The following is a 24,568-nucleotide window of genomic DNA, read 5'->3' on the forward strand; positions in this document are numbered from 1 at the left end:
GAAGTTAAAGTCTATAATTAAATAGACAGTGACGAAAGTCATCGCAGTATTTTTAAAGTAGAGGTTCTCAAATTGAGCGATATGGTAAAAAATCTTATTTTATGGTTAGTCATAGCCATTGTTTTAATGTCAGTATTCCAGAGTTTTACTCCGGGAAATAATGCTGATTCTCAGTTAGATTATACAACTTTCATTAATCAAGTTAACCAAGAGCAGGTTAGCGCGGTTGAAATTGAAAGTAATGGTGTGATCACCGGTACTTTAAGTAATGGCCAAAGTTTCACCACACTTATCCCAACTCAATACGACCCTAAATTACTTGATGATTTAATTAAGAATAACGTTAGCGTTAAAGGTGTACCACCAGAAGAGCCGAGCTTACTTGCTAGCATCTTCATTAACTGGTTCCCAATGTTACTGTTAATTGGTATTTGGATTTTCTTCATGCGCCAAATGCAAGGCGGTGGCGGTAAAGGCGCAATGAGCTTTGGTAAATCAAAAGCACGTCTACTTAGCGATGACCAAATTAAAACTACTTTTGCTGATGTTGCCGGTTGTGATGAAGCAAAAGAAGAAGTATCTGAGTTAGTTGAATACTTAAAAGATCCAACCAGGTTCCAAAAACTTGGTGGTCGTATCCCGTCAGGTATTTTAATGGTAGGTCAGCCTGGTACTGGTAAAACTTTATTAGCTAAAGCGATTGCTGGTGAAGCTAAAGTACCATTCTTCTCAATTTCAGGTTCAGATTTCGTTGAAATGTTTGTTGGTGTTGGTGCATCTCGTGTACGTGACATGTTTGAACAAGCGAAAAAATCTGCACCTTGTATCATCTTTATCGATGAGATTGATGCGGTAGGTCGCCAACGTGGCGCTGGTCTTGGTGGTGGTCACGATGAACGTGAACAAACCCTAAACCAAATGTTAGTTGAAATGGATGGTTTTGAAGGTAATGAAGGCGTTATTGTTATTGCCGCAACTAACCGTCCAGATGTATTAGATCCTGCATTACTTCGCCCTGGTCGTTTTGACCGTCAAGTAACCGTTGGTCTTCCTGATATTCGTGGACGTGAACAAATCCTTAAAGTTCATATGCGTAAAGTACCTTTAGGTGATGACGTTAAAGCTGACGTTATTGCACGTGGTACTCCAGGTTTCTCTGGTGCTGATTTAGCAAACTTAGTAAACGAAGCTGCGCTTTTTGCTGCTCGTACAAGTCGTCGTTTAGTTAGCATGACAGAATTTGAAAAAGCTAAAGATAAAATTCTTATGGGCTCTGAACGCCGCTCTATGGTGATGAGCGAAGAAGAAAAAGCAATGACGGCTTACCATGAAGCAGGGCATGCCATTGTTGGTCGTTTAGTACCAGAGCATGACCCTGTTTACAAAGTAAGTATTATCCCTCGCGGTCGTGCTTTAGGTGTAACTATGTACTTACCTGAAAAAGATAGAGTAAGTCATACTAAACAACATTTAGAAAGCATGATTTCATCACTTTACGGTGGTCGTATTGCTGAAGAAGTAATTTACGGTGCAGATAAAGTATCAACAGGTGCTTCAAATGATATTGAACGTGCTACTGATATTGCTCGTAAAATGGTTACCCAATGGGGCTTATCTGAAAAAATGGGACCTATGTTATTTGCTGAAGAAGAAGGCGAAGTTTTCTTAGGTCGCACGTCATCTAAGTCTTTACATATGTCTGATGAAACAGCTAAAGCAATCGATGCTGAAATACGTGTATTTGTTGAGCGTAACTATCAACGTGCTGAAAAACTGATCAAAGATAACATGGACATTTTACATGCCATGAAAGATGCTTTAATGACGTATGAAACAATTGATTCACTACAAATCGATGACCTTATGGCACGTGTTGAAGTACGAGCTCCAAAAGGCTATGGCGATGAAGACTCTTCAACTAAGCCACCAAGTAGTTCATCAAAGCCATCGGTGGACTCAAGTAAGCCGGATGATGTTCCTGCAAGCTAATAGCAAACCTTTTTAAAAACCCGCTTTGCGGGTTTTTTTATATCTGAAATTTATCAAATAGATAGCTCAATTTTATTAACTGCAGACTATATTTATAGCCATTCATCCTCTATAATAATGCGATAAATCAATAGCTTTAAGCTTACTTATAACGCCAATAAAAATGACCAACTCTTCAAATTTCATGCAATTTGCAGACAAGCAACTTAACCTTACTGATGTCCAAGTGATGGGCATTTTAAATGTGACACCCGATTCTTTTTCTGATGGTGGTAAGTTTGCTCATGTTAATAATGCCATAGAGCAAGTTGAACGCATGATAGAAGACGGTGCCAGTATTATCGATATTGGCGGCGAATCAACAAGGCCTGGCGCAAAAGATGTTAGCTTAACTGAAGAGCTCGATAGGGTTGTACCTATTATTGAAGCGATTAAACAACGCTTTGATGTTGTGATCTCTTTAGATACCAGTAAAGCTGAAGTCATGAACGCTGGGATTAATGCTGGTGTGGGCTTAATAAATGATGTTAGAGCACTACAAAACGACAATTGTTTAAGTGTACTTGCAAAGTGTAATTTACCGGTTTGTTTAATGCATATGCAAGGCTTGCCAAGAACCATGCAAGCTAATCCACAATACAAAGATATTGTCACTGACATTATCGAGTTTTTTCAGCAGAGAATTACTGCCTGTGAACAAGCTGGAATTGCAAAAGAACGCCTTATCTTAGATCCGGGTTATGGTTTTGGTAAAACCTTAGAGCAAAACTATGAGTTATTAGCTAGGCAAAAAGAATTAACAAAGTTAAATTTACCTATACTTGCTGGCATCTCACGCAAGTCGATGATAGGTAATTTATTACAACGCGATGTAAATGAGCGCTTAGCTGGTAGTTTATCTGCCGCGGTACTAGCAACAATTAATGGCGCAAAAATTATTAGAGTGCATGACGTTAAAGAAACTGTCGATGCAATAAAGGTATTAAATGCTACGCTTAATTATGATTTATAATACTCAAGCGTATAAAAGAATTAATAAAATGGAGTTAAATTAAGTGTCGAATAGAAAATATTTTGGAACAGATGGCGTTCGTGGTTTAGTTGGTAAAACACCTATTACTCCTAAATTTGTGATGAAACTTGGCTGGGCTGCAGGTAAAGTTCTTGCAACAGCTGGTACTAAAAAAGTTCTCATAGGTAAAGATACTCGAATCTCTGGTTACATGCTTGAGTCTGCACTTGAAGCGGGCTTTTCTGCTGCTGGTATTGATGTTGGTTTAATGGGGCCAATGCCAACACCTGCTGTTGCTTATTTAACCAAAACATTTCGTGCTGAAGCGGGCATAGTTATTAGTGCTTCACACAATCCTTTTTACGATAATGGCATTAAGTTCTTCTCTACAACAGGTGAAAAATTACCTGATGATATCGAACAATCAATTGAAGCCATGATTGATGAAGAAATGGACTGCGTACATTCTGCTAAATTAGGAAAAGCTAATCGAATTGATGATGCAGCCGGTCGATATATTGAATTTTGTAAAAGTAACTTTCCTTCTGAATACTCACTAAATGGTCTAAAAATTGTTTTAGATTGTGCTAATGGTGCAACTTATCACATTGCTCCAAAAGTTTTCCGTGAGCTTGGCGCTGAAGTAGTTGAATTTGCCTGTGCACCAAATGGCGTTAACATCAACGATGATTGCGGCGCTACATCAATGAAAAATATTAAACGCTTAGTGTTAGAGCACCAAGCGGATTTAGGTATCGCTCTTGATGGTGACGGTGACCGTTTAATGATGGTTGATCAAAATGGTGATGTAGTCGATGGCGATGAAATCATTTTTATGATCGCCAAAAATGCCCAATACCACAATAAACTTAAAGGTGGTGTTGTGGGTACATTAATGAGCAACATGGGCTTAGAGCTTGCTCTTCAAGATTTAGGTATTGAGTTTACTCGAGCTAAAGTTGGTGACCGTTACGTTATGGAGCAATTAAAAGCTAAAGGTTGGCAACTTGGTGCTGAAAATTCAGGCCATGTGATTAATTTAAACTGCACCTCAACAGGTGACGGTATAATTGCTGCCTTAAATGTTTTAGAAGCTATTTGCCAGTCAGGTAAAAGTTTAACTAAATTACGCAAAGGCATGACTATGCTACCTCAGGTTTTGGTTAACGTAAGATTTAGTGGTGATAATGATCCTCTATTAGATCCTGCTGTTATTGCAAGTGCTGAAGAAGTGGAAAATGAGCTTGCTGGTAAAGGGCGGGTTCTTCTACGTAAATCGGGCACAGAACCATTGATCCGCGTTATGGTTGAAGGACCTGAATTAGAAAATGTTACCGCCTTAGCAAATAAAATTGCTGATAAAGTAAAACTAGTTAAATAGTTAAGTATTGAACGATAAATAATCAAAAAAACGGGCAAGTTATTTAATTTCTTGTATCTTGCTTTTAACGCAGGTAATATCTCGCCCGTTTAAATAAGAGAATTAACATGAGTAGACAAACAATTGTAGCTGCTAATTGGAAAATGAATGGCAGTTTAGAGCTTGCAACGCAAATGTGTAATGGTTTAAATGATGAAAATTTTAAAGACAATCATCAGGTAATTATTTGTCCACCAGCTCCTTATTTATCAACAATACAAGCAAATTTGAAAAACTCGCAAATTGCCTGTGGCGCTCAAAATATAAACGAAAATGAAAAAGGTGCCTATACAGGTGAGATTTCAGCTTTAATGCTGAATGATTTGCAGGTACAATACGTAATTCTCGGCCATTCAGAGCGACGAGCTATGTTTGCAGATAGCTCAGAAATCGTTGCTGAAAAGGTTGCTTATGCTTTAGCAAGTGGCTTAAAACCAATTTTATGTATTGGTGAAACCGAAGAAGAACGAGAAAGTGGTGAAACTGAGTTAAGACTTAGTTACCAACTTGCTCCAGTAATTGCAAAAATTGGTATTGAAAGTTTTAAAAATGTTGTTGTTGCCTATGAGCCTGTTTGGGCTATTGGAACAGGCAAAACAGCATCTACAAAAATAGCTCAAGAAACTCACGAATTTATTCGAGGTTATTTAGCTGGTTTTGACGCTGATGTTGCTCAACAAGTACCTCTATTATATGGCGGTAGTGTTAATGCGACTAATTGCAAAGAATTATTTGCACAAGCAGATATAGACGGTGGTCTGATCGGCGGTGCAAGTTTAAAAATTGAAGAATTTAAAAAAATCTGCCTAGCAGTATAGGATTTAAAAAGTATGTTGTATCAAGTTTTAATCGTTGTTTATTTAATTATCGCACTAATCTTAGTTGGTTTTATTTTAATTCAACAAGGTAAGGGTGCTGATATGGGCGCTTCATTTGGCGCGGGTTCATCTGCTACTATTTTTGGTTCAGGTGGCTCAGGTAACTTTATGACAAAAACAACGGCTATATTAGCAACGTTATTTTTCGTAATTAGCTTAATCTTAGGTAACTTAACTACTCATCAATCTAATGAAGGTAGTGAGTTTGAGAACCTAGCAGCACCAGCAGCAGAGCAAACGCAAAGTGCTGAAGTTCCTGCTGCAACAGATGTACCTGCTAGCGATAGCAAAAAAGAGAACGACATTCCAAACTAGTTCTATCATATTTGCGGATGTGGTGGAATTGGTAGACACGCAGGCATGAGGTGCCTGTGCCGCAAGGCGTGAGAGTTCGAGTCTCTCCATCCGCACCATATTTAAAGCCTAGCTATAAGCTAGGTTTTTTTGTATCTGCAGGTAAATTAACTTACTCAGTGTAAAGATATGTAAAAACAGTCGATACCTTGATTTATATACTTTCTAATAAACTCTTCTTAAACTTTATTTTCATTGTTTAAACATTGATGCCCTACATTATTGGATTTTGTATGTTGTTTTATCGTCATTTGTTCATTTTATTAATTACCATTTTTACTCTAGTGAGTTGTTCTTTATCTAAACCGTTACCTGAGCCACAAGGTGAACCGTTACGAAAAATCATCGATAATGAGCATTTTGATAATCTATACATAGGTGCGACAACAGGGTTTAAGGATTGGGATACTCCAGTTGATCAGATCCTAAATAGGGAATTTAGCTATATTTCACCTAACAATGATTTTAAACAATCTCGTATACATCCTACTTTTGGAGTATGGAATTGGGATGTTTCTGATGAATGGGTCGCTCGTGCTAAACAAAATAATCAAGTCATCCGTTTACATGGTCCTATTAGCCCTCAAAGCTCAAAATGGGTGCTTAGAGATAACCGTACACCAGCAGAGCTTGAAAAAATGCTGGTTGAATTTATGACTGCTATTAGTCAACGCTACAATGATGATGAACATGTTGTTTGGATTGATGTAGTTAATGAAACCATTACTGAAGAAGGTACTTGGTTTGGGCCAAAGCCGGGGGTAAAGAACTGGGAGAATCCGTGGCCTAAAATGGGCTTTGAAACCGATATTCCTGAACAATTCCCGTTACTACAAGAACAAGGCGTGCCACTTTATATTATTAAAGCCTTTGAGGTCGCTCAGCAGCATGGACCAAATAAAAAGTTAGTCTTAAATCAGCACCGCATGACAACACCAGAGTCTATTGCCTTAGTGAAAGAGTTAGTACTTTATTTAAAATATCGAGGTTTAAGAGTTGATGCTTTAGGCTGGCAAGCTCATATTAAAAAGGAGTTTGCTGACTTTGCAAACCCTAATAGTAAAGCGTTACAAACACTTGATGGTTTAATTAAATGGGCACATAGCCAAGATATTGAATTTCATGTTACTGAAAAAAATATCCACCAACCAAAAAATAAAGTTTACAGTGAGCAGGATATTGCCGATGTATACACAAATATACTGCAAACTTTATTACAAAATAGAAAAACAGGAATCGTTGCTTGGAATTTATGGAATGTTGTTGATGATCCTGATTTTTCTAAACGCTCGATTTCTCGAAATACAAAACGTTTAGGTTTATGGAACGTCGATTTAGAGCCTAATATGGCGTATGAGAATATTAGAAAGTTATTGTTAGATGATGCAAGGGCAAATCAACCGTAGTTTTGAAACTTTTATAGCAATAGCTTTGTTAAATTAACGCTATAAAGCAATCTATGTAAATAGAGCCTGATTAATATAACGTTAGTCAGGCTTTTATATATGAAGTAATCTTTGACAAGTATGCTTGATTATTTCCTGCGTCTTTCTCACTTATCCCTGTGCTGGTTAAAAAATAAACTCTATAACTATCAGCTAAGTAGTTTAAAAAAGAGTCAATAAAGTGTTTCAATTTTGTTAAAGGTGTACTACAGTTAATTTAACTGCTTCTACGTTAAGTGGTTTTTATGATGTGAATCATATGCTTGCAAAGCAAAAACTTTAACAATAATGACCTTACAGGGAATATCCTTATGAAAAAGATTTTAATTACAGCAGCTTTATTAACTATGTCATCATCAGCTTTTGCTGGTGCTCCAGGTGGTCCTAACTGTGGTTGGGGTAACATGTTATTCAAAGGCCAATCAGGTACGCCTTCACATATCATGGCTTCACTAACAAATGGTTCTACTGGTAATGCAACATTTGGTATGACGTTTGGTACAAATGGTTGTTCTACATCAGGTACTCTTTCTTACGGCGGTAAAGAAATGGTTGATGTAAGTATGATTATGGATGAGTTTTCTGAAGATGTTGCTCGTGGTGACGGTGAAGCAATGACTGCTGTAGCTGTTTCTATGGGTGTAGAAGAGCAAGACCGTGCAAACTTTAAACGTACATTACATACTAACTTTGATCGTATGTTCCCATCAGAAGATGTAACGACTGAGCATGTAGTTGCAACTATGTTTACAGTTTTAGAAGAAGATGAAAAATTAGCGAAATACACAGTCGCACAATAATTTTTATTTGAAATCTTAAGAAAGGGGCTATCTAGCCCCTTTTATTTTGCGTAAATTAATGTAAAAGTAAAGTTAACGTCACTTATCTATTACTGACTGTAACGATGGGTTTAAGATAAAAATAATAAATTGGTATTAAATATTATATGAAAAAACAATTAGCCTCTCTTTGTGTTGTGTGGGGTATGGTTTTTTTTGCTCAAGCCAAGCCAGATTCTAATTTAAATGAGTCATCTGTAGCAGACACGCCAAATCCTTTTTTGTCAGCCAAACAACAAGCTGTTGCAAAACACCCTTTATGGCTTAAATTACTTTATTATAAAGGTGATGCACAAGAAGGTGATGCTGAGAGCTTTGTCGATGATGATCGTTTCTTTTTTGCGGCAAATGGTAAGTTTGATCCAAAAGCTGAGTTTATAGCCACACTTTCTGCTTTTAAAAACTCTCCCGAAACTCAGTGTTCATTTCCAGCTCGTAAAAAATGGTTAGCAACACAACTACCTGAATTTATCGCCAGCTTACCCAAAGCCGACTGTGCTGAATATGACTTATGGCGTAAAGACTTAAATACTGAATCTGTGATCTTGGTGTATGCATCGAGTCAGTTAAACAGTCCATCGTCTATGTACGGCCATACATTTATTCGCTTTGACCCTTTTAATGTGGAAAAACATTCGACTTATTTATCACACGCGATTAATTTTGGCGCCAATATCCCACCTGATGTAAACAGCATAGCTTATACCATTAAAGGTTTAGGTGGTGGTTACCCGGGTAATTTTGCGGCGAACCCTTATTTTGAAAAAATAAAAGAATATAACCGCGCAGAAAATCGTGACTTATGGGAATATAAACTAAATTTAACCGCGCAAGAAATAGATCTGATGCTTGCTCATGTGTGGGAGCTTCGCGGTATTAATTTTGATTATTACTTCTTTGATGAAAACTGTGCTTACCGTTTACTTGAACTAATTGATATTGCTCGTCCAAGCTCGAAACTTACCGATGAATTTCCTGGCGTAGTTATTCCAATTGATACCGTAAGAGTAGTGCGCGATAAAGGCATGGTTGACGATGTACATTATCGTCCATCTCATCGTACTCACTTAGATAATCAGTTAAACCATTTACCGAAAGAAAATCGAAAGTTAGCTGTGGAATTATCTGAAGATATCCAGGTTCGTGATTCAAAAGAATTTAAAGCACTTAACATAGAGCAGCAACAAAAAATTGTGCATGCCAGTTATCGCTTAATACGCTATTTAACCAATAAAGAAGAGCGTAGTCCTGAGGTATCAAAACGCAGTTTTCAACTGCTTAAAATGATCCGTAAACACGCCAGTATTTTACCGCCTGAACCTGAGCAGCCTTACCGACCAGACTTAGGCCATGAAACGACCATGATGTCAGTGCAGGTAGGGGAAAGTAACGACGAACTGTTTAGCGATTTTACTTACCGCGCAAGCTATCATGATTTACTCGATAACATTGATGGCTATGACAACGGCATGTCATTAAATATGGCGAAAATAACCTTACGTGTTGTCGATGATTCGGTGCAATTACAACAAGCTGAGTTACTTGATATTACGTCGTTATCACCGCGCAAAGATTACTTTTCGCCTTGGTCATGGCAAGCGAATATTGGCATTGAGCGCCATTGGTTAGAGCAAAATGAGGATTTAGCCGTACAAGCCAATGGTGGCGGTGGTGTTAGTTGGGAGTTGTTCGAGCAAGACCGACTCTATTTTATGGCAACTGGGCGTTTAGAATATAATGAAGGATTAGACAATAACTGGTCTGTCGCACCGGGAGTTGAAGCTGGCTATATGCTAACGTCTGTACTTGGTAAGTCATTACTTAAAGTATCACAATATGTGTTTATTGATGGCATCACCCGTAAAACTTACCAATTTGAGCATAGTATAGCGCTAGGGCAAGACTTTGCGCTGAGGTTGCATGCTAAACGTAATAATAACGACGATGTAGATTATGATGAGTTTGGCTTGTCAATGCGGGCTTATTTTTAGATGCATTGCCTAAATAAATTACTTATTAGCTTTTTACTATTGTGTATAAGTGGTTGTAGTACTTTATTCTTCTATCCAGAAAAACAGTTAGTAAGAACTCCTGAACAAGTTGGCTTAGCTTATCAAGATGTTGATATAAAAGTCTCTGATGAGGTTTCTATCCATGGTTGGTTTTTACCTGTTGAAGATAATGTAGAAGTTAAAGGCACGGTTTATTTTTTACATGGAAATGCGCAAAATATAAGTACTCATCTGCGCAGTGTTTATTGGTTACCAGAACGCGGGTATCAGGTTTTTTTAATTGACTATAGAGGTTATGGCAAGTCAACTGGCGAACCATTAATCCCTGATGTTTTTCATGACATCAATGCCGGGTTTTTATGGTTAATCAAGCAACCAAGTGTTCAGCAAAAGCCTATATACTTATTGGGGCAGAGTCTTGGGGCTTCTATGTCAGGTTACTTAGTAGGCACGCAGCCCGAAATGCGAGATAGACTCTCTGGCGTTATACTCGATGCTGGTTTTACATCATATTCTGAAATTGCCCGCCATATTGCCAGTGACAATTGGCTTACTTGGTTATTTCAATACCCAGCGGCATGGTCGATGCCAAGTGATTATGACTTAATCGATGTGGTGCAAAATATTAGTCCAACGCCTTTGTTGATAGTACATGGCACGCAAGATGTGGTTATACCTTATCAGCATGGCAAGAAATTATTGGCAAAAGCTAAGCAGCCGAAAGCATTTTTAAGCTATACCGGCGGTCATATAGCCACTTTTAATGATGTAGGTAATCAAAACTTGCTATTAGAGTTTATGCAAAAATTTACGCCAACAAAACCTTAACAGCGGTAGATTAACTTCCCTTGATATAAAGGTTTTTATTGCGATTTATGTTTACTCGATCTATAATCTGCTCGCTTTGACGTGAAATCTTATTTAGCCTACAACTCTAAGGTAAATAAACATCGTATTTCACGTTGCCATTACACAGATTATATCTTGTACTGGTTACACAAGGGGTTCATTTGCAAAGCCCCATGTCAAAGGGGCTTTTTCGTATTTGTAGGTTTATAATATGAATAAGTTTATGGATTCATTTATCAATATTATTATTGATATTTTTAATGGGCTTAAAGCCCTTTTTTTGTTTTTGGAGAAAGTGATTGAGCAATTTTGAACAAAAATTAACTGAAATGTTACGTCCATCTGTTGAGATGACAGGTGTGGAATTGTTAGGTATTGAGTTTATCAGTGCGGGCAATAATTCAGTATTACGTTTGTATATCGATCATGAAAACGGTATCGATGTTGATAATTGTGCTGACGTATCTCGTCAAGTAAGTGCAGTTTTAGACGTTGAAGACCCAATTAGTTCAGAATATAACTTGGAAGTATCATCTCCAGGTGTAGATAGACCATTATTTGAAAAAGCACATTACTTAGCGGTAGTGGGTGAAACGATAGAAGTTAAGCTAGGCATGCCACAAAATGGCCGCCGTAAGTTTAAAGGCTTATTAGAAGCTGTTGAAGGTGACAATTTAGTTGTTATCGTTGATGGCCAAGATTATGAGTTGCCTCTGGGCAATGTCGACAAGGCTAACCTTGTAGCAAAATTATAGCAGTATTAAGAAGCGAGGCTAAAAAGGATGAGTAAGGAAATATTACTAGTTGTAGATGCGGTTTCAAACGAAAAGGCTCTACCACGTGAAAAGATTTTTGAGGCGATGGAAGTAGCCCTAGAAACAGCAACAAAAAAGAAATATGAAGGCGAAATTTTAGTACGTGTTGAAATTGACCGTATTTCTGGTGAGTTTGATACATTCCGTCGTTGGTTAGTAGTTGATGATAGCGTAGAAGGTGGTGTTGAAAACCCTTACGCTGAAATCGGTTTAGCGGCAGCTCAATACGATAACCCAGAGATTGAAGTTGGTGGATTTGTTGAAGACCAAATTGAATCAGTTAAGTTTGACCGTATTACTACGCAAACAGCTAAGCAAGTAATCGTACAAAAGGTACGTGAAGCTGAGCGTGCTAAAGTTGTTGAAGAATACGAAGACCAACTTGGTGAAATCATTACTGGTGTAGTTAAAAAAGCTAACCGTGAAAGCGTAGTTTTAGACTTAGGTAACAATGCTGAAGCGGTAATTTTCCGTGATGAAATGCTACCTCGTGAAGTGTTCCGTCCAGGAGATCGTGTTCGTGGTTTATTATTTGAAATTAAACCAGAAGCACGTGGCGCACAATTATTTATGAGTCGTGCAAACCCTGAAATGCTTATCGAATTATTCCGCGTTGAAGTGCCAGAAATTGGTGAAGAAATGTTGGAAATTAAAGGTGCTGCTCGTGATCCAGGTAGCCGTGCTAAAATCGCTGTAAAATCTAACGACAAACGTATCGACCCTGTTGGTGCTTGTGTTGGTATGCGTGGTTCACGTGTACAAGCTGTTTCTGGTGAATTAGCTGGTGAGCGTGTTGATATCGTATTATTCGATGACAACCCGGCACAATACGTTATTAATGCTATGGCCCCTGCAGAAGTTGCTTCAATCATTGTTGATGAAGACACTAACTCGATGGATATCGCCGTAGAAGAAGGTAACTTAGCAATGGCCATCGGTAAGAGTGGTCAAAACATCCGTTTAGCTAGCCAATTAACTGGTTGGGAATTAAACGTGATGACTGTTGAAGATATGAAGTCTAAGCATGAAGCTGAAAATGATAAAGTTCTTACTTTATTTACTGAAAAATTAGACTTAGATGAAGATTTTGCCACTATGCTTGTTGAAGAAGGTTTCTCAACACTTGAAGAAATTGCATATGTACCAATGGCTGAGTTATTAGAAATTGATGGTTTAGATGAAGAAACTGTAGAAGAGTTACGTGAGCGCGCTAAAGCGGCATTAACTACTCAAGCATTAGCTTCAGAAGAAACTTTAGAAAGTGCCGAGCCTGCAGCTGATTTATTAAATCTTGAAGGAATGGAGAAGCATTTAGCGTTTGTATTAGCAAGTCGCGGTGTAGTTACTCTTGAAGATTTAGCTGAGCAGGGCGTAGATGATATCGCTGATATCGAAGAGCTTAACGAAGAGCAAGCGGGCGAGTTAATTATGGCCGCACGTAATATTTGCTGGTTTAACGAAGAGTAAGCTCTAGCAAGGAGAAAGAATTAATGACAGATGTAACCGTAAAACAACTTGCTAGCGAAATTGGCACTGATGAAAGTAAATTATTAAGCCAATTAGCTGATGCTGGTATTAAAAAAAGTGCTAGCGATAGCGTGACAGAGCAAGAAAAAGAAGCCTTGCTTGTACACCTTAAAAAGCAACACGGTGATGATACGGAAGGCAAGCCTAAACGTATGACACTTAACCGTAAAACTAAATCAACACTTTCTGTTGGCTCTGGTAGCAAAGCTAAGCAAGTTCAAGTTGAAGTTCGTAAAAAGCGTACTTACGTTAAAGCGAGCGATGTTGAATTAAAAGCGCAAGCAGAAGCTGAAGCAAAAGCGGCTGAAGAAGCACGTATTGCAGCAGAAGAGCAAGCAGCTGCAGAAGCGAAAGCAGCTGCTGAAGCTAAAGCTAAACTTGATGCTGAAAACAAAGCAAAAGCAGCGGCTAAAGCAAAAGCTGACGCCGAAGCTAAAGAGCGTGCAAAAGCTGCCGCTGCTGCTAAAGCTAAAGAAGCACCTGCTGCTCCTAAGCAAGAAAACGAAGAAGAGAAAAAGATTCGTTTAGCTCAGGAAAAAGAAGCTGCGGCAAAAGCTGAACAAGAAGCATTAGCGTCTGCTGAAGCGGCTAAAAAACTTGCTGAAGAAAATGAAGCACGTTGGAAAGAGCAAGAAGCAGAGCGTAAGAAAAAAGAAAAAGAAGTTGTTCATGTAACATCTTCTAAATACGCACAAGAAGCTGAAGATAAAGTTGACGCTCAAGAAGAAGGCGGCGGACGTCGTCGTCGTAAGAAGAAGTCAAACAAAAATGATGACCGCGGTAATCGCAACTCTAGAGGCAAAGGCAAAGCGTCTTTAAATGCTCCTACATCTTTACAGCATGGCTTTACTAAACCTGCGAAAGCAGTTGAACGTGAAATCCGTATTGGTGAAACAATTTCAGTTGCTGAACTTGCCGATAAAATGGCAGTTAAAGGCGCCGCAGTTGTTAAAGCGATGTTTAAAATGGGTGCTATGGCAACCATCAACCAAGTAATCGACCAAGAAACTGCCGCTTTAGTGGTAGAAGAAATGGGGCACACTGCATTACTAGTTAATGAAAATGCGCTTGAAGATGCCGTTTTAGAAGATCGTGGTATTTCAGGTGATGCTATTACTCGTGCTCCTGTAGTAACTATTATGGGTCACGTTGACCATGGTAAAACATCATTACTAGATTACATCCGTAAAGCAAAGGTTGCTGCTGGCGAAGCTGGTGGTATTACTCAGCATATCGGTGCTTATCACGTTGAAACTGGTCACGGTATGATCACTTTCTTAGATACTCCAGGTCACGCGGCGTTTACTGCAATGCGTTCACGTGGTGCAAAAGCAACAGATATCGTAATTATCGTTGTTGCTGCTGATGATGGTGTAATGCCACAAACTGTTGAAGCAATTCAACATGCGAAGGCATCTGAGGTGCCAATTATCATCGCAATTAACAAAATGGATAAAGAATCAACTGATGTAGAACGTGTTCGTAGCGAACTTTCTCAACATGACGTTCTTTCTGAAGAGTGGGGCGGTGACGTTCAATTCTGTCCTGTATCAGCTAAAACTGGTTTAGGTGTTGATGACTTACTTGACGCTGTATTACTACAATCAGAAGTTCTAGAACTTACTGCTGTAGTAGATAAAATGGCAAGTGGTGTTGTGGTTGAATCTAAACTTGATAAAGGTCGTGGTCCTGTTGCAACTGTACTTGTTCAAGAAGGTACATTAAAGCAAGGTGATATCGTACTTTGTGGTCTTGAATATGGCCGTGTTCGTGCAATGCGCGACGAAAATGGTAAAGCAATCACAACTGCTGGTCCTTCGATCCCGGTAGAAATCCTTGGTTTAAGTGGTGTGCCACAATCAGGTGATGAAGCAACCGTTGTTAAAGATGAGAAGAAAGCGCGTGAAGTTGCATTATTCCGTCAAGGTAAATTCCGTGATGTGAAACTTGCTCGTCAACAGAAATCTAAACTAGAGAATATGTTCTCTAACATGGAATCTGGCGATATTTCTGAGCTGAACTTAGTAATTAAATCTGATGTTCAAGGTTCACTTGAAGCGATTTCAGATTCATTACTTAAACTTTCAACTGAAGAAGTTAAAGTTAAGATTGTTGGTTCAGGTGTAGGTGGTATTACTGAAACTGATGCCTCTCTTGCTGCTGCATCAAATGCAATCGTAGTAGGTTTCAACGTTCGTGCCGATGCATCAGCACGTAAAGTTATCGAATCAGAAAACTTAGACTTACGTTATTACAGCGTTATTTATGCGCTTATCGATGAAGTTAAATCTGCTATGAGTGGTATGCTTGCACCAGAATTTAAACAAGAAATCATTGGTCTTGCACAAGTGCGTGACGTATTTAAGTCGCCTAAGATTGGTGCTATCGCTGGTTGTATGGTTACTGAAGGTACAATTAAACGTAGCGCACCAATTCGTGTATTACGTGAAAACGTTGTAATTTACGAAGGTGAATTAGAATCACTTCGTCGCTTTAAAGATGACGTACAAGAAGTTCGTAAAGATACTGAGTGTGGTATCGGTGTTAAGAACTACAACGACGTTAGAGTTGGCGATCAAATCGAAGTATTTGAAACTGTTGAAGTTAAACGTTCACTATAAGCTTGATAGTTTATTAAATTTTATCAAATAGGGGCTTAGCCCCTATTTGCATTTGTGGAGTCAAACATGGCTAGAGAATTTGCTCGTACCGATCGAGTATCACAAGAAATCCAACGAGAAATCGCGGTTATTTTACAACGCGAAATTAAAGATCCTCGTCTTGGTATGGTTACGGTTTCATCGGTAGATGTAACTCGTGATTTAGCTTACGCAAAAGTATTTGTTACCTTTTTTGGTGATGACGAAGAAAGCGTTAAGCAATCTGTAAATATTTTAAATGATGCAGCAGGTTATATCCGCTCATTATTAGCTAAAACGTTGCGCGCTCGTATTATGCCGCAACTTCGTTTTGTTTATGATAAGTCATTAGTTGAAGGTGTTCGTATGTCTTCACTTGTTGACCAAGTAATTCGTGATGATGAGCGTAAAGCAAATCAAGACGAACAAGCTACTGATGCAACAGACGAAAGCAAGGAAGACTAATTAATGGCTAAGCGTAGAAAAGGTCGTCAAATTGATGGCATTTTATTGCTAGATAAGCCATATGAAATGTCATCTAACTCTGCTTTACAAGTTTGTAAACGCTTATTCTTTGCTAACAAAGCTGGGCATACTGGTGCTCTTGATCCAATGGCCACTGGCATGTTGCCTATTTGTTTTGGTGAAGGTACTAAGTTTTCTCAGTTTTTATTAGACACAGACAAAACTTATATAGTTACCGCTAAACTTGGTATTCGCACGACAACAAGTGATGCTGAAGGTGAAGTAGTAAGTGAAAAACCAGTAAATATTACTGAGGCAGAGTTACTGCCTGCACTTGATTCATTCAGAGGTGACTCTAAACAAGTACCGTCAATGTACTCAGCATTAAAGTATCAAGGCCAGCCTTTATATAAATATGCACGTGAAGGTATAACTATTGAACGTGAAGCACGTGATATAACTGTATTTAATCTTGAGTTACAACGCTTTGAAGGTGATGAAGTTGATTTAGAAATTCACGTTTCTAAAGGCACTTATATTCGCACCATTATTGATGATTTAGGTGAGCTGCTTGGCTGTGGCGCACACGTTAGTATGCTACGTCGTACTAAAGTAGGTCCGTATCCAGTGGCTAAAATGGTAACATTAGATCATTTAAAATCATTAGTAGAAGATGCTAAAGCAAAAGGTGAAGAGCCTTACGATGTGCTCGATTCGTTACTTGTTCCTATGGATACAGCGGTATTTGAGCTAACTGAAATTAATGTTGATGCTGACTCTGCTCGCTTTTTGCGATTAGGTAACCCCGTTTCCGCTTCTGGTCTTCCTGCTACAGGAACTTTAGTTAAAGTAACTTTAGGAGATGAGAAAGAGTTTATCGGAGTAGCCCATATTAATGATGATGGTATGCTCGCGCCAAAACGTATTGTTGTTGATCATAGCCTAAACTCGTAAAAACAATATAAATGACTTGCAAAGTGCATTTATATTGTTAGAATACGCGCTCTTTTGTCGTCTTGCTGAATTAGTGTTTGGCTTGACGGGATTTTAAACTAAAACACTAAGGTATATATTATGTCTTTAAACGCTACAGAAAAAGCTGCAATCGTTGCAGAATACGCTCAATCTGAAGGTGATACTGGTTCTCCAGAAGTACAAGTTGCTTTGTTAACTACTCAAATCAACCACTTACAAGGTCACTTCAAAGAGCACATCCATGATCACCACTCACGTCGTGGTTTATTACGCATGGTATCTCAACGTCGTAAATTACTTGATTACTTAAAAGGCAAAAACGTTGAACGTTACACTGCTTTAATCGGTAAATTAGGTTTACGTCGCTAAGACAAGATCTATTCAAGAAAAAAGAGCCTTACGGCTCTTTTTTTTTGCTCTTCACGACGTGGAGTATGCCGAAACACCATGGACCATTCCTTCGCATCCGTGCGATCATGGCATTAGTATATCCATATACGTCGTGGCTTAGTTTTGCTAGACTACAACCCACAACTAGACTTTAAAAGCTGTACTTCTAATATTTTCAAACAACTCAAACTAAACCAAACTTCTAATATGAGCGAGTGTTTGCTCAATCTCTTGTTCGTTGTTTAATAATGAAGGGGCAAAGCGAGGATAGCTGTCTCGGTAAGGTGTACTACTCATTATTACTCCTTTTTTATGCATAGCACGAACTATCTCATCAGCTTTTTTGCCTTTAATATCAAAGCATACTAAGCCAGAAGATAATTCAGTTGAAGTCGGTGTGTAAATAGTTGTGTTAGGGATGTTAGCTAGGCCTTCTTTTGTTTGTGTGTTTAATTGATGTATACGTTGTTCGACATTATTTTTACCTAGTTGCATATGTAGTTTAAACGCTTCTGGTAATGCCCACCTGTGTTCAAAAGAATGAAATCCACCTGGTGTCATATGCTCACCCACAGGAACCATGTCTTGGGTTGTTCCACCAAGCCAAACATCATAAGATGCGCTGAAGCTAGGGATAACAACTTCACATTGTTGCCAAGCCTTATCATTTCCCCAAATAATACCAGTGCCCCTAGGGCCAAATATCCACTTATGTGTGCCAGCAATAAAAAAATCACAACCTAAGTTACTAATATCTTGGTTCTCTATACCAAAGCCATGCACTCCATCGACACAAAAAATTATTTGTTTAGCTTCACTCCTTTTATTGTTTATTTTAGCAATGGCATCTGCCATAACTCTAATGGGTAGTTTTACACCTGTTGATGAATGAACCCAAGTAACCGCTATAACTTTAGTATTTGATGTGATTGCTGCAGTTAGGTTATTCACGATATCTTTGATATTTGCTTGAGCTGGATCTTGGTAAAGCGATACTCTTTTTACTATTGCACCTGTTCTTTTTGCTCGAGAAGCTAATGATAGATCGGTGGAGTAATGATCATGAGTTGTTTGTAATATCTCTTCACCGGGCTCTAACTTTAAACCACTATAAACAAGCCCTAGTCCCATGGTAGTACTATCAGTTAACGCTATGTTTTCTGGCTTTCCTCCCATATATTGAGCTGCAACTTTGGCGATATCAGCTTCAATAGTTAAAAACCGATCGTGCCAATAATCAGCGGGGTTCTCATCTAAGCCTTTACGGTGCATTTCAATTGCATCACTTACCGGTTTTGGGTGGGATGCTAATAAAAATGTCGATAGTTGAATATAGTCTTTTGTTAAAGGGAATAAGGTACGTAGAGTTTTCCAATCGCCCGGTTTTATCTGTTGATTAGTTAGACTTGAATTTGCAGCCGCAATTACTGATGTTGAATTTAATAGACCTGTGCCTAGAACCAAGCCAAGTCGATTTAAAAATTGACGTCTTAACATGTTATCCTCACTCAAAAGCGGGTACCCAAGTCACCGTTACAATATTTATATTTACCCGCTAATTTAGGTTAGTTTCAATTATAAATTAGTTAACAACCAGTAGAGTTGAATGTAATTACTTTAGGTTAAAATAGCGGCTTATACCAATTTTTAGTTAGTCGGGGTTGCTAGGTTAAATTTTTACTTATAAAACATAGTAGATATTGGTGCTTATTTTGTACTTAATAGCACATTTAACTCAATGTAATAACTAGCATTCACAGTACAAATCAGTATAATTAGGCGCGACTATACCAATTGGATTAATTATCTGCCAAAGCATTGGCACATACTTAACCCAATTGGTATTTAACAACGATGAAACGAAATAGGGCATAGGGCCCTTAAAGAGGAAAATATAGTGACTCCGATTACTAAAACATTTGAGTACGGACAGCATACAGTAACACTAGAAACAGGTGTTATCGCTCGTCAAGCAACAGCTGCTGTAATGGCAAGCATGGATGATACTAGCGTATTAGTATCTGTAGTAGGTAAAAAAGATGCCAAAGAAGGCCAAGACTTTTTCCCACTTACAGTAAATTACCAAGAAAAAACATACGCAGCAGGTAAAATTCCTGGTGGTTTCTTCAAACGTGAAGGTCGTCCTTCAGAAGAAGAAACATTAACTGCACGTTTAATTGACCGTCCAATTCGTCCTTTATTCCCTGAAGGATTCAATAACGAAGTACAAGTTATCATTACTGTTGTTTCAGCTAACCCTGAAATTGCACCTGATATCATCTCTTTATTAGGTACTTCTGCTGCATTAGCTATTTCAGGTATGCCTTTTAGTGGCCCTGTTGGTGCGGCTCGTGTTGGTTACTTAAACGATGCTTACGTGTTAAACCCAACTCAAACTGAGCTTGAAGAAAGCAAGTTAGACTTAGTTGTTGCAGGTACTGAAGCTGCAGTACTTATGGTTGAGTCAGAAGCTCAAGTGTTATCAGAAGACGTTATGCTTGGTGCTGTTGTTTACGGCCATGAGCAATCGCAAACTGCAATCAATGCAATTAGAGAATTTGCTGCTGAAGTAAACACTCCTTCTTGGGAATGGGTTGCTCCAGTTAAGAACGAAGAATTAACGAATAAAATTGCTGAATTAGCAACTGCTGACGTTAACGACGCGTACCAAATTACTGAAAAAGCTTCTCGTTACGAGAAAGTTGCTGAAATTCGTAATGCAGTAGTTGAAAAATTATTAGCAGAAGACGAAGAATTAAATGTTCAAGAAGCTAAAGATTTATTCCACGACTTAGAGAAAAAAGTTGTTCGTGAACGTATTACTTCTGGCGCACCTCGTATCGATGGTCGCGATCCTGAAATGATCCGTGCATTAGACGTAATGACTGGTGTTCTTCCTCGTACCCACGGTTCAGCTGTGTTTACACGTGGTGAAACACAAGCATTAGTTGCTGCTACTTTAGGTACGCAACGTGATGCACAACGTGTTGAAACTATCTTAGGTGAGAAAACTGATAACTTCATGTTACATTACAATTTCCCTCCATACTGTGTAGGTGAAACTGGTTTTGTTGGTTCTCCAAAGCGTCGTGAAATTGGTCACGGTCGTTTAGCTAAACGCGGTATGTTAGCTGTTATGCCTACAATTGAAGAATTCCCGTACTCAGTACGTGTGGTTTCTGAAATTACTGAGTCTAACGGTTCATCTTCAATGGCTTCTGTTTGTGGTACATCTTTAGCGTTAATGGACGCTGGTGTTCCAATTAAAGATTCTGTTGCTGGTATCGCTATGGGTCTAGTTAAAGAAGGTGACAGCCACGTTGTTCTTTCTGATATCTTAGGTGATGAAGATCACTTAGGTGACATGGACTTTAAAGTAGCGGGTACTAAAGATGGTATCACTGCACTGCAAATGGATATCAAGATTGAAGGTATCACTAAAGACATCATGCAAACTGCATTAACACAAGCTAAAGGCGCACGTATTCATATCCTTAGTGTTATGGATGATGCACTAGCTTCTGCTCGTGAAGATATCTCTCAGTTTGCTCCACGCATTCATACGCTTAAAATCAATGCAGATAAGATTCGTGACGTTATTGGTAAAGGTGGCGCAACAATTCGTCAACTTACTGAAGAAACTGGCACAACAATTGAAATCGAAGATGATGGTACAGTTAAAATTGCAGCAACTGATGGCTTACAAGCTGAAGATGCAATCAACCGTATTAAAGCATTAACGGCTGAAATCGAAGTTGGTACTATTTACACTGGTAAAGTAGTACGTATCGTTGACTTTGGTGCGTTTGTTAACGTATTACCTGGTAAAGATGGTTTGGTTCACATTTCACAAATTGCTGAAGAGCGTGTGAACAACGTGACTGACTTCTTAAAAGAAGGTCAAGAAGTTACAGTTAAAGTACTAGAAGTAGATCGTCAAGGTCGCGTACGTTTAAGTATGAAAGAAGCGGTTGAGAAATCAGCCGATTCTGCAGAAGAAGCACCAGCTGCTGAGTAAGCATTAACGCTTATAAGTAACTAAATTTCTTTTGTTACAATAAATACTTAATAAAAAGGGAGCCGAATGGCTCCCTTTTTTATATACTGGTTAATACCAATACTAATTCAACGAAATTGGTATAGACTATGATATATAAAGTATTTTCTCCTAGGAGCTTATGTGAAGCTAAAATTACCCGCTGTTTCAGCGTTACTTTTCTTACTTTTACAAGGTTGTGCTACAACTAATAAGTCTGATCCAAATTTTTCTAACTTAATTATTGCTGAGCCGTTACCTATCAGCCAACAAAGTGAAATCGCTCTAGCACGCTTGTCAGAAATTTTAACTCGTGTAGAGGTTACTAACGAGCAAAGAGCTAAGCTTTTTTATGACCGCGGCGTTATTTATGACAGTGTTGGTCTTCGTGGTTTGGCTAGTTTTGATTTTCAACGGGCAATTCGTCTGCAGCCAAATTTAGTTGATGCCTATAACTTTATTGGCATTCATCACACCCAAAGACAAGATTTTTTACAAGCCTATGAGGCTTTTGACTCTGCTATTGAGTTAGACCCTATGCATGAGTATGCTTATTTAAACCGTGGTATAGCTTTATATTACGGCGCTCGCCCGCGTCTAGCGATTGATGACTTATCACATTTCAAAGAAGCACAAAAACATGACCCATATCGTATCGCTTGGGTTTATTTAGTCGAAAATGATATTGATAGGGTTAGTGCTAAAGCTCATTTAAAAAGTAACTTAGATGCAATTGAGCATAATAGTTGGGCAAATAACGTTTTAAGATTATTTTTAGATGAAATGAGTGAGCAAGAGTTTATCGCGCAGTTAGGTGTTGGTGTAACTAGCCATAAAGAATTAACTAACCGATTATGTGAAGCATACTTTTATTTAGGTAAATATCACCTTCTTAAAGAGCAACCAAGCATTGCTGCCGATTACTTTAAGTTAGCGTTGAGCACCAATGTTTATGAATTTATTGAACACCGCTACGCGAAGTTAGAGTTGCAACTCTTAAATGCGACAGTTGGCCCACAAATTAACTAAATAAGCCATTCTGTGAGCTTACGAGTTGTTGTTATTATTTTATTGAGCTTGTTGTTATCAACAAGCTCTTTTTCTTTGTTAAAAAGCTTAGATAGTTTTTTATCTAGCGCTGAATATAAGTTAGCGCCGGAGCACTATACAAGCCAATACTTATTAGGTTTAAGCCTTGGCTTAGACGTTGCCCAGTATCAGCATATTAGAGAAGTGGAGCATGGCTCTAAAAAGTGGCAAAAATTAGCTACAAACTTAGCTCGGAATGATGCCGATATCGCATGGCAATTGAGCCAATATTATAAGCTAAAGCAGCAACAACGTAATTATCAATACTGGTTTGATAAAGCCGCAGAGCTTGGCTCTGTAGACGCCTTAATTACCAATATTGAAAATAAGCTAGCAGCACAGCCTCAGCAAAAACAATACTTAGAGGCTAAGCGTGCATTAAGTGAGTTGCTAGATAGTAATGATGATGCACTTATTCTTAGTACTCATTTAGCTATTGAATTTAACGATCTAGAGCAGTTAAGCCATAACATTCGCCTGTTAAAATCTGACCGCGGTAAGCATTTACGCCAATTGATCAATCGCTATAGGGTGTTACCTAGCCAATATCATCTAGAACAGCCGGCAAACTCGCTTTTATCTAAAGCAAATTCTAGCTCATCTAAAGCGCTTTCTTGTGATAACAAAATCCAATTTTTTGCGACTTCAATTCCGGCACTATCAAAATTAGAGCAACAAATCGCATTATTATCTGTTACTCCGTTTTATTCACAGAAATTTTGTTTTTCTACTCCTAGGTTTATAAGTAAAGCTGAGCTTAAATGCTCACATTCTGATGAGCAGAGAATTCAATGTGATGAGTCTATTTGGCAAGATAAAGCGCTAGAGCCAGACATTAAATATCTTGGCGTACTTGTTGAAAAAGGTGGGGCAAATGTTAATCATGGGATTTTATATATCGATGAGCAAGACAGCCAGCAAGTAGTCGAACATGAGTTGATGCATTTGATTGGCTATGTCGATGAATACCCTTTACATGCTAGTCATAATGTATGCTTAGCTAGCAATGATGAAGCTATCGCTAATAATGTGATTAAAGTTGATAAACGCTATTACAATAATGAAACACAAGCTCGTGCAATCTTACTTGCTAAATTGCCATGGCGAAATCTAATAGCTTCTGATACACCATTAACAACGCCTGTAACTATGAATAACACCACTAAGTATAAAGTTGGCACTCCAATGTCACATAAGCAAAAAGTTGGTTTATTTCCTACTAATACTTGTAATAATCATGAAGCATTAACATTTAAACCTGTAAGTATTGCTACTAAATTAGAATACTTTGAGCAAAGCCTTCCAGATACATATCAACAACTTAGTTTTAATGCTGCTGATAAGTTTAATATGCCTTCGTATCAATATAATATCGGCTTATCTTTATTGCGCCAGGAGCAGGGAGAGTTAGCGCAACAGTGGTTTGTTGAGTCGGCTAAATTAGAAACAGATCAGCGCAGGCAAAAAGTAATATCACAAGGAGGGTTTTAAAAGTAGTTGTGTTGCTTAGAGTTTCTAATTGGGCATTTGGTGCTTAGTGTGTTGTCCTTTATTGCTTTTCTATACCTTCTTCATTTGTTGGTTTTGAATGATCGACTAAAGAGTTGGTAAATTTTATTTTAGCAACGGGCCACATAGATGTTTGTTTCAGTGCCACAGGTTTTATCGTTATTAATTTATCATCATTAATTTCATCTACACGGTTAAACCAAGAAAATAAAGTCATAAAGTCCATCTCACAGTTGTTTTATCTAATTTTTGTTTGGACTTTAAGTTATAGTAAAGAAACTAAAAGTTTGCCAAAATTATTGTAATTTACTGATTGAAATTACGA

The 24,568-nt window shown here is 38.3% G+C and carries 20 protein-coding genes and 1 tRNA gene; 19 read left to right on the forward strand and 2 right to left on the reverse strand.

Features of this window, described 5'->3' with window-relative positions:
* Positions 1–72: 72 nt before the first annotated feature.
* The 16 genes from ftsH (at position 73) to rpsO (ending at position 17,588) form a co-directional block, all read left to right on the forward strand.
* Positions 73–1,989, forward strand: coding sequence for an ATP-dependent zinc metalloprotease FtsH (gene ftsH, locus FNN08_RS03075; protein ID WP_143583289.1), 1,917 nt, complete (start codon positions 73–75; stop codon positions 1,987–1,989).
* A 163-nt stretch (positions 1,990–2,152) separates the two neighbouring features.
* Entirely contained in the window at positions 2,153–3,001 is an 849-nt protein-coding gene (gene folP, locus FNN08_RS03080) for a dihydropteroate synthase (RefSeq protein ID WP_409574593.1), read from the forward strand.
* A gap of 43 nt (positions 3,002–3,044) precedes the next feature.
* On the forward strand, positions 3,045–4,382 hold the full coding sequence (gene glmM, locus FNN08_RS03085; RefSeq protein ID WP_143583290.1) for a phosphoglucosamine mutase: 1,338 nt from the start codon (positions 3,045–3,047) through the stop codon (positions 4,380–4,382).
* Between the two features lie 107 nt (positions 4,383–4,489).
* Positions 4,490–5,239: a triose-phosphate isomerase gene (gene tpiA / locus FNN08_RS03090; RefSeq protein WP_143583291.1), complete on the forward strand. Its 750-nt coding sequence runs from the start codon at positions 4,490–4,492 to the stop codon at positions 5,237–5,239.
* A 12-nt stretch (positions 5,240–5,251) separates the two neighbouring features.
* Positions 5,252–5,614: a preprotein translocase subunit SecG gene (gene secG / locus FNN08_RS03095; RefSeq protein ID WP_313904980.1), complete on the forward strand. Its 363-nt coding sequence runs from the start codon at positions 5,252–5,254 to the stop codon at positions 5,612–5,614.
* Between the two features lie 13 nt (positions 5,615–5,627).
* Positions 5,628–5,712: transfer RNA gene (locus tag FNN08_RS03100), tRNA-Leu, on the forward strand.
* 174 nt (positions 5,713–5,886) lie between these two features.
* Positions 5,887–7,059 (forward strand): endo-1,4-beta-xylanase, encoded by a 1,173-nt coding sequence (locus FNN08_RS03105; protein WP_185962554.1) that lies wholly within the window; start codon positions 5,887–5,889, stop codon positions 7,057–7,059.
* Between the two features lie 350 nt (positions 7,060–7,409).
* Positions 7,410–7,898, forward strand: a complete 489-nt coding sequence (locus FNN08_RS03110; protein WP_143583293.1) for a DUF3015 domain-containing protein — start codon at positions 7,410–7,412, stop codon at positions 7,896–7,898.
* 146 nt (positions 7,899–8,044) lie between these two features.
* The gene (locus FNN08_RS03115; RefSeq protein ID WP_143583294.1) at positions 8,045–9,928 is read left to right on the forward strand and encodes a DUF4105 domain-containing protein; all 1,884 of its coding nucleotides are present in this window, start codon (positions 8,045–8,047) and stop codon (positions 9,926–9,928) included.
* Entirely contained in the window at positions 9,929–10,777 is an 849-nt protein-coding gene (locus FNN08_RS03120; RefSeq protein WP_143583295.1) for an alpha/beta hydrolase, read from the forward strand. It abuts the gene before it with no gap.
* Positions 10,778–11,097: 320 nt separating this feature from the next.
* Positions 11,098–11,553: a ribosome maturation factor RimP gene (gene rimP / locus FNN08_RS03125; protein ID WP_143583296.1), complete on the forward strand. Its 456-nt coding sequence runs from the start codon at positions 11,098–11,100 to the stop codon at positions 11,551–11,553.
* 27 nt (positions 11,554–11,580) lie between these two features.
* Positions 11,581–13,080 carry a transcription termination factor NusA gene (gene nusA, locus FNN08_RS03130; protein ID WP_143583297.1) on the forward strand — a complete coding sequence of 500 codons (1,500 nt, stop codon included), beginning with the start codon at positions 11,581–11,583 and terminating at the stop codon, positions 13,078–13,080.
* A gap of 23 nt (positions 13,081–13,103) precedes the next feature.
* Complete coding sequence (infB, locus tag FNN08_RS03135) at positions 13,104–15,761, forward strand: translation initiation factor IF-2 (RefSeq protein ID WP_143583298.1); 2,658 nt, start codon at positions 13,104–13,106, stop codon at positions 15,759–15,761.
* 66 nt (positions 15,762–15,827) lie between these two features.
* A complete protein-coding gene (rbfA, locus tag FNN08_RS03140) occupies positions 15,828–16,244 on the forward strand; it encodes a 30S ribosome-binding factor RbfA (RefSeq protein ID WP_143583299.1) in 417 nt (138 codons plus the stop codon).
* Between the two features lie 3 nt (positions 16,245–16,247).
* The gene (gene truB / locus FNN08_RS03145; protein ID WP_143583300.1) at positions 16,248–17,198 is read left to right on the forward strand and encodes a tRNA pseudouridine(55) synthase TruB; all 951 of its coding nucleotides are present in this window, start codon (positions 16,248–16,250) and stop codon (positions 17,196–17,198) included.
* 120 nt (positions 17,199–17,318) lie between these two features.
* A complete protein-coding gene (gene rpsO / locus FNN08_RS03150; protein WP_143583301.1) occupies positions 17,319–17,588 on the forward strand; it encodes a 30S ribosomal protein S15 in 270 nt (89 codons plus the stop codon).
* Between the two features lie 210 nt (positions 17,589–17,798).
* Here rpsO and FNN08_RS03155 read toward each other — a convergent pair whose 3' ends face one another.
* On the reverse strand, positions 17,799–19,106 hold the full coding sequence (locus FNN08_RS03155; RefSeq protein WP_143583302.1) for an aminotransferase class V-fold PLP-dependent enzyme: 1,308 nt from the start codon (positions 19,104–19,106) through the stop codon (positions 17,799–17,801).
* Positions 19,107–19,506: 400 nt separating this feature from the next.
* Between FNN08_RS03155 and pnp the strand changes: the two genes are divergently transcribed.
* The 3 genes from pnp to FNN08_RS03170 all read left to right on the forward strand — a co-directional run bounded on the left by pnp (position 19,507) and on the right by FNN08_RS03170 (position 24,225).
* The gene (gene pnp, locus FNN08_RS03160) at positions 19,507–21,627 is read left to right on the forward strand and encodes a polyribonucleotide nucleotidyltransferase (RefSeq protein ID WP_221931762.1); all 2,121 of its coding nucleotides are present in this window, start codon (positions 19,507–19,509) and stop codon (positions 21,625–21,627) included.
* A 162-nt stretch (positions 21,628–21,789) separates the two neighbouring features.
* Positions 21,790–22,674, forward strand: a complete 885-nt coding sequence (nlpI, locus tag FNN08_RS03165; RefSeq protein WP_143583304.1) for a lipoprotein NlpI — start codon at positions 21,790–21,792, stop codon at positions 22,672–22,674.
* A 12-nt stretch (positions 22,675–22,686) separates the two neighbouring features.
* On the forward strand, positions 22,687–24,225 hold the full coding sequence (locus tag FNN08_RS03170) for a hypothetical protein (RefSeq protein ID WP_185962555.1): 1,539 nt from the start codon (positions 22,687–22,689) through the stop codon (positions 24,223–24,225).
* Positions 24,226–24,283: 58 nt separating this feature from the next.
* Here the strand turns inward: FNN08_RS03170 and FNN08_RS16290 are convergent, their stop codons facing one another.
* Positions 24,284–24,460 carry a hypothetical protein gene (locus FNN08_RS16290; protein ID WP_185962556.1) on the reverse strand — a complete coding sequence of 59 codons (177 nt, stop codon included), beginning with the start codon at positions 24,458–24,460 and terminating at the stop codon, positions 24,284–24,286.
* Positions 24,461–24,568 lie beyond the last annotated feature (108 nt).

Origin of the sequence: Thalassomonas sp. M1454 (assembly GCF_007097525.1) — a bacterium.
In the GTDB taxonomy this organism is placed as follows: Bacteria; Pseudomonadota; Gammaproteobacteria; order Enterobacterales; family Alteromonadaceae; genus Thalassotalea_A.

Bases quoted from the DNA above. Each gene is read 5' to 3' on its own strand.
- FNN08_RS03110 (WP_143583293.1), top strand. From the start codon at position 7,410: ATGAAAAAGATTTTAATTACAGCAGCTTTATTAACTATGTCATCATCA.
- nusA (WP_143583297.1), top strand. From the start codon at position 11,581: ATGAGTAAGGAAATATTACTAGTTGTAGATGCGGTTTCAAACGAAAAG.
- FNN08_RS03120 (WP_143583295.1), top strand. From the start codon at position 9,929: ATGCATTGCCTAAATAAATTACTTATTAGCTTTTTACTATTGTGTATA.
- FNN08_RS16290 (WP_185962556.1), bottom strand. From the start codon at position 24,460: ATGACTTTATTTTCTTGGTTTAACCGTGTAGATGAAATTAATGATGAT.
- truB (WP_143583300.1), top strand. From the start codon at position 16,248: ATGGCTAAGCGTAGAAAAGGTCGTCAAATTGATGGCATTTTATTGCTA.
- rpsO (WP_143583301.1), top strand. From the start codon at position 17,319: ATGTCTTTAAACGCTACAGAAAAAGCTGCAATCGTTGCAGAATACGCT.
- tpiA (WP_143583291.1), top strand. From the start codon at position 4,490: ATGAGTAGACAAACAATTGTAGCTGCTAATTGGAAAATGAATGGCAGT.
- FNN08_RS03115 (WP_143583294.1), top strand. From the start codon at position 8,045: ATGAAAAAACAATTAGCCTCTCTTTGTGTTGTGTGGGGTATGGTTTTT.
- folP (WP_409574593.1), top strand. From the start codon at position 2,153: ATGACCAACTCTTCAAATTTCATGCAATTTGCAGACAAGCAACTTAAC.
- FNN08_RS03105 (WP_185962554.1), top strand. From the start codon at position 5,887: ATGTTGTTTTATCGTCATTTGTTCATTTTATTAATTACCATTTTTACT.
- infB (WP_143583298.1), top strand. From the start codon at position 13,104: ATGACAGATGTAACCGTAAAACAACTTGCTAGCGAAATTGGCACTGAT.
- rbfA (WP_143583299.1), top strand. From the start codon at position 15,828: ATGGCTAGAGAATTTGCTCGTACCGATCGAGTATCACAAGAAATCCAA.
- FNN08_RS03155 (WP_143583302.1), bottom strand. From the start codon at position 19,106: ATGTTAAGACGTCAATTTTTAAATCGACTTGGCTTGGTTCTAGGCACA.
- secG (WP_313904980.1), top strand. From the start codon at position 5,252: ATGTTGTATCAAGTTTTAATCGTTGTTTATTTAATTATCGCACTAATC.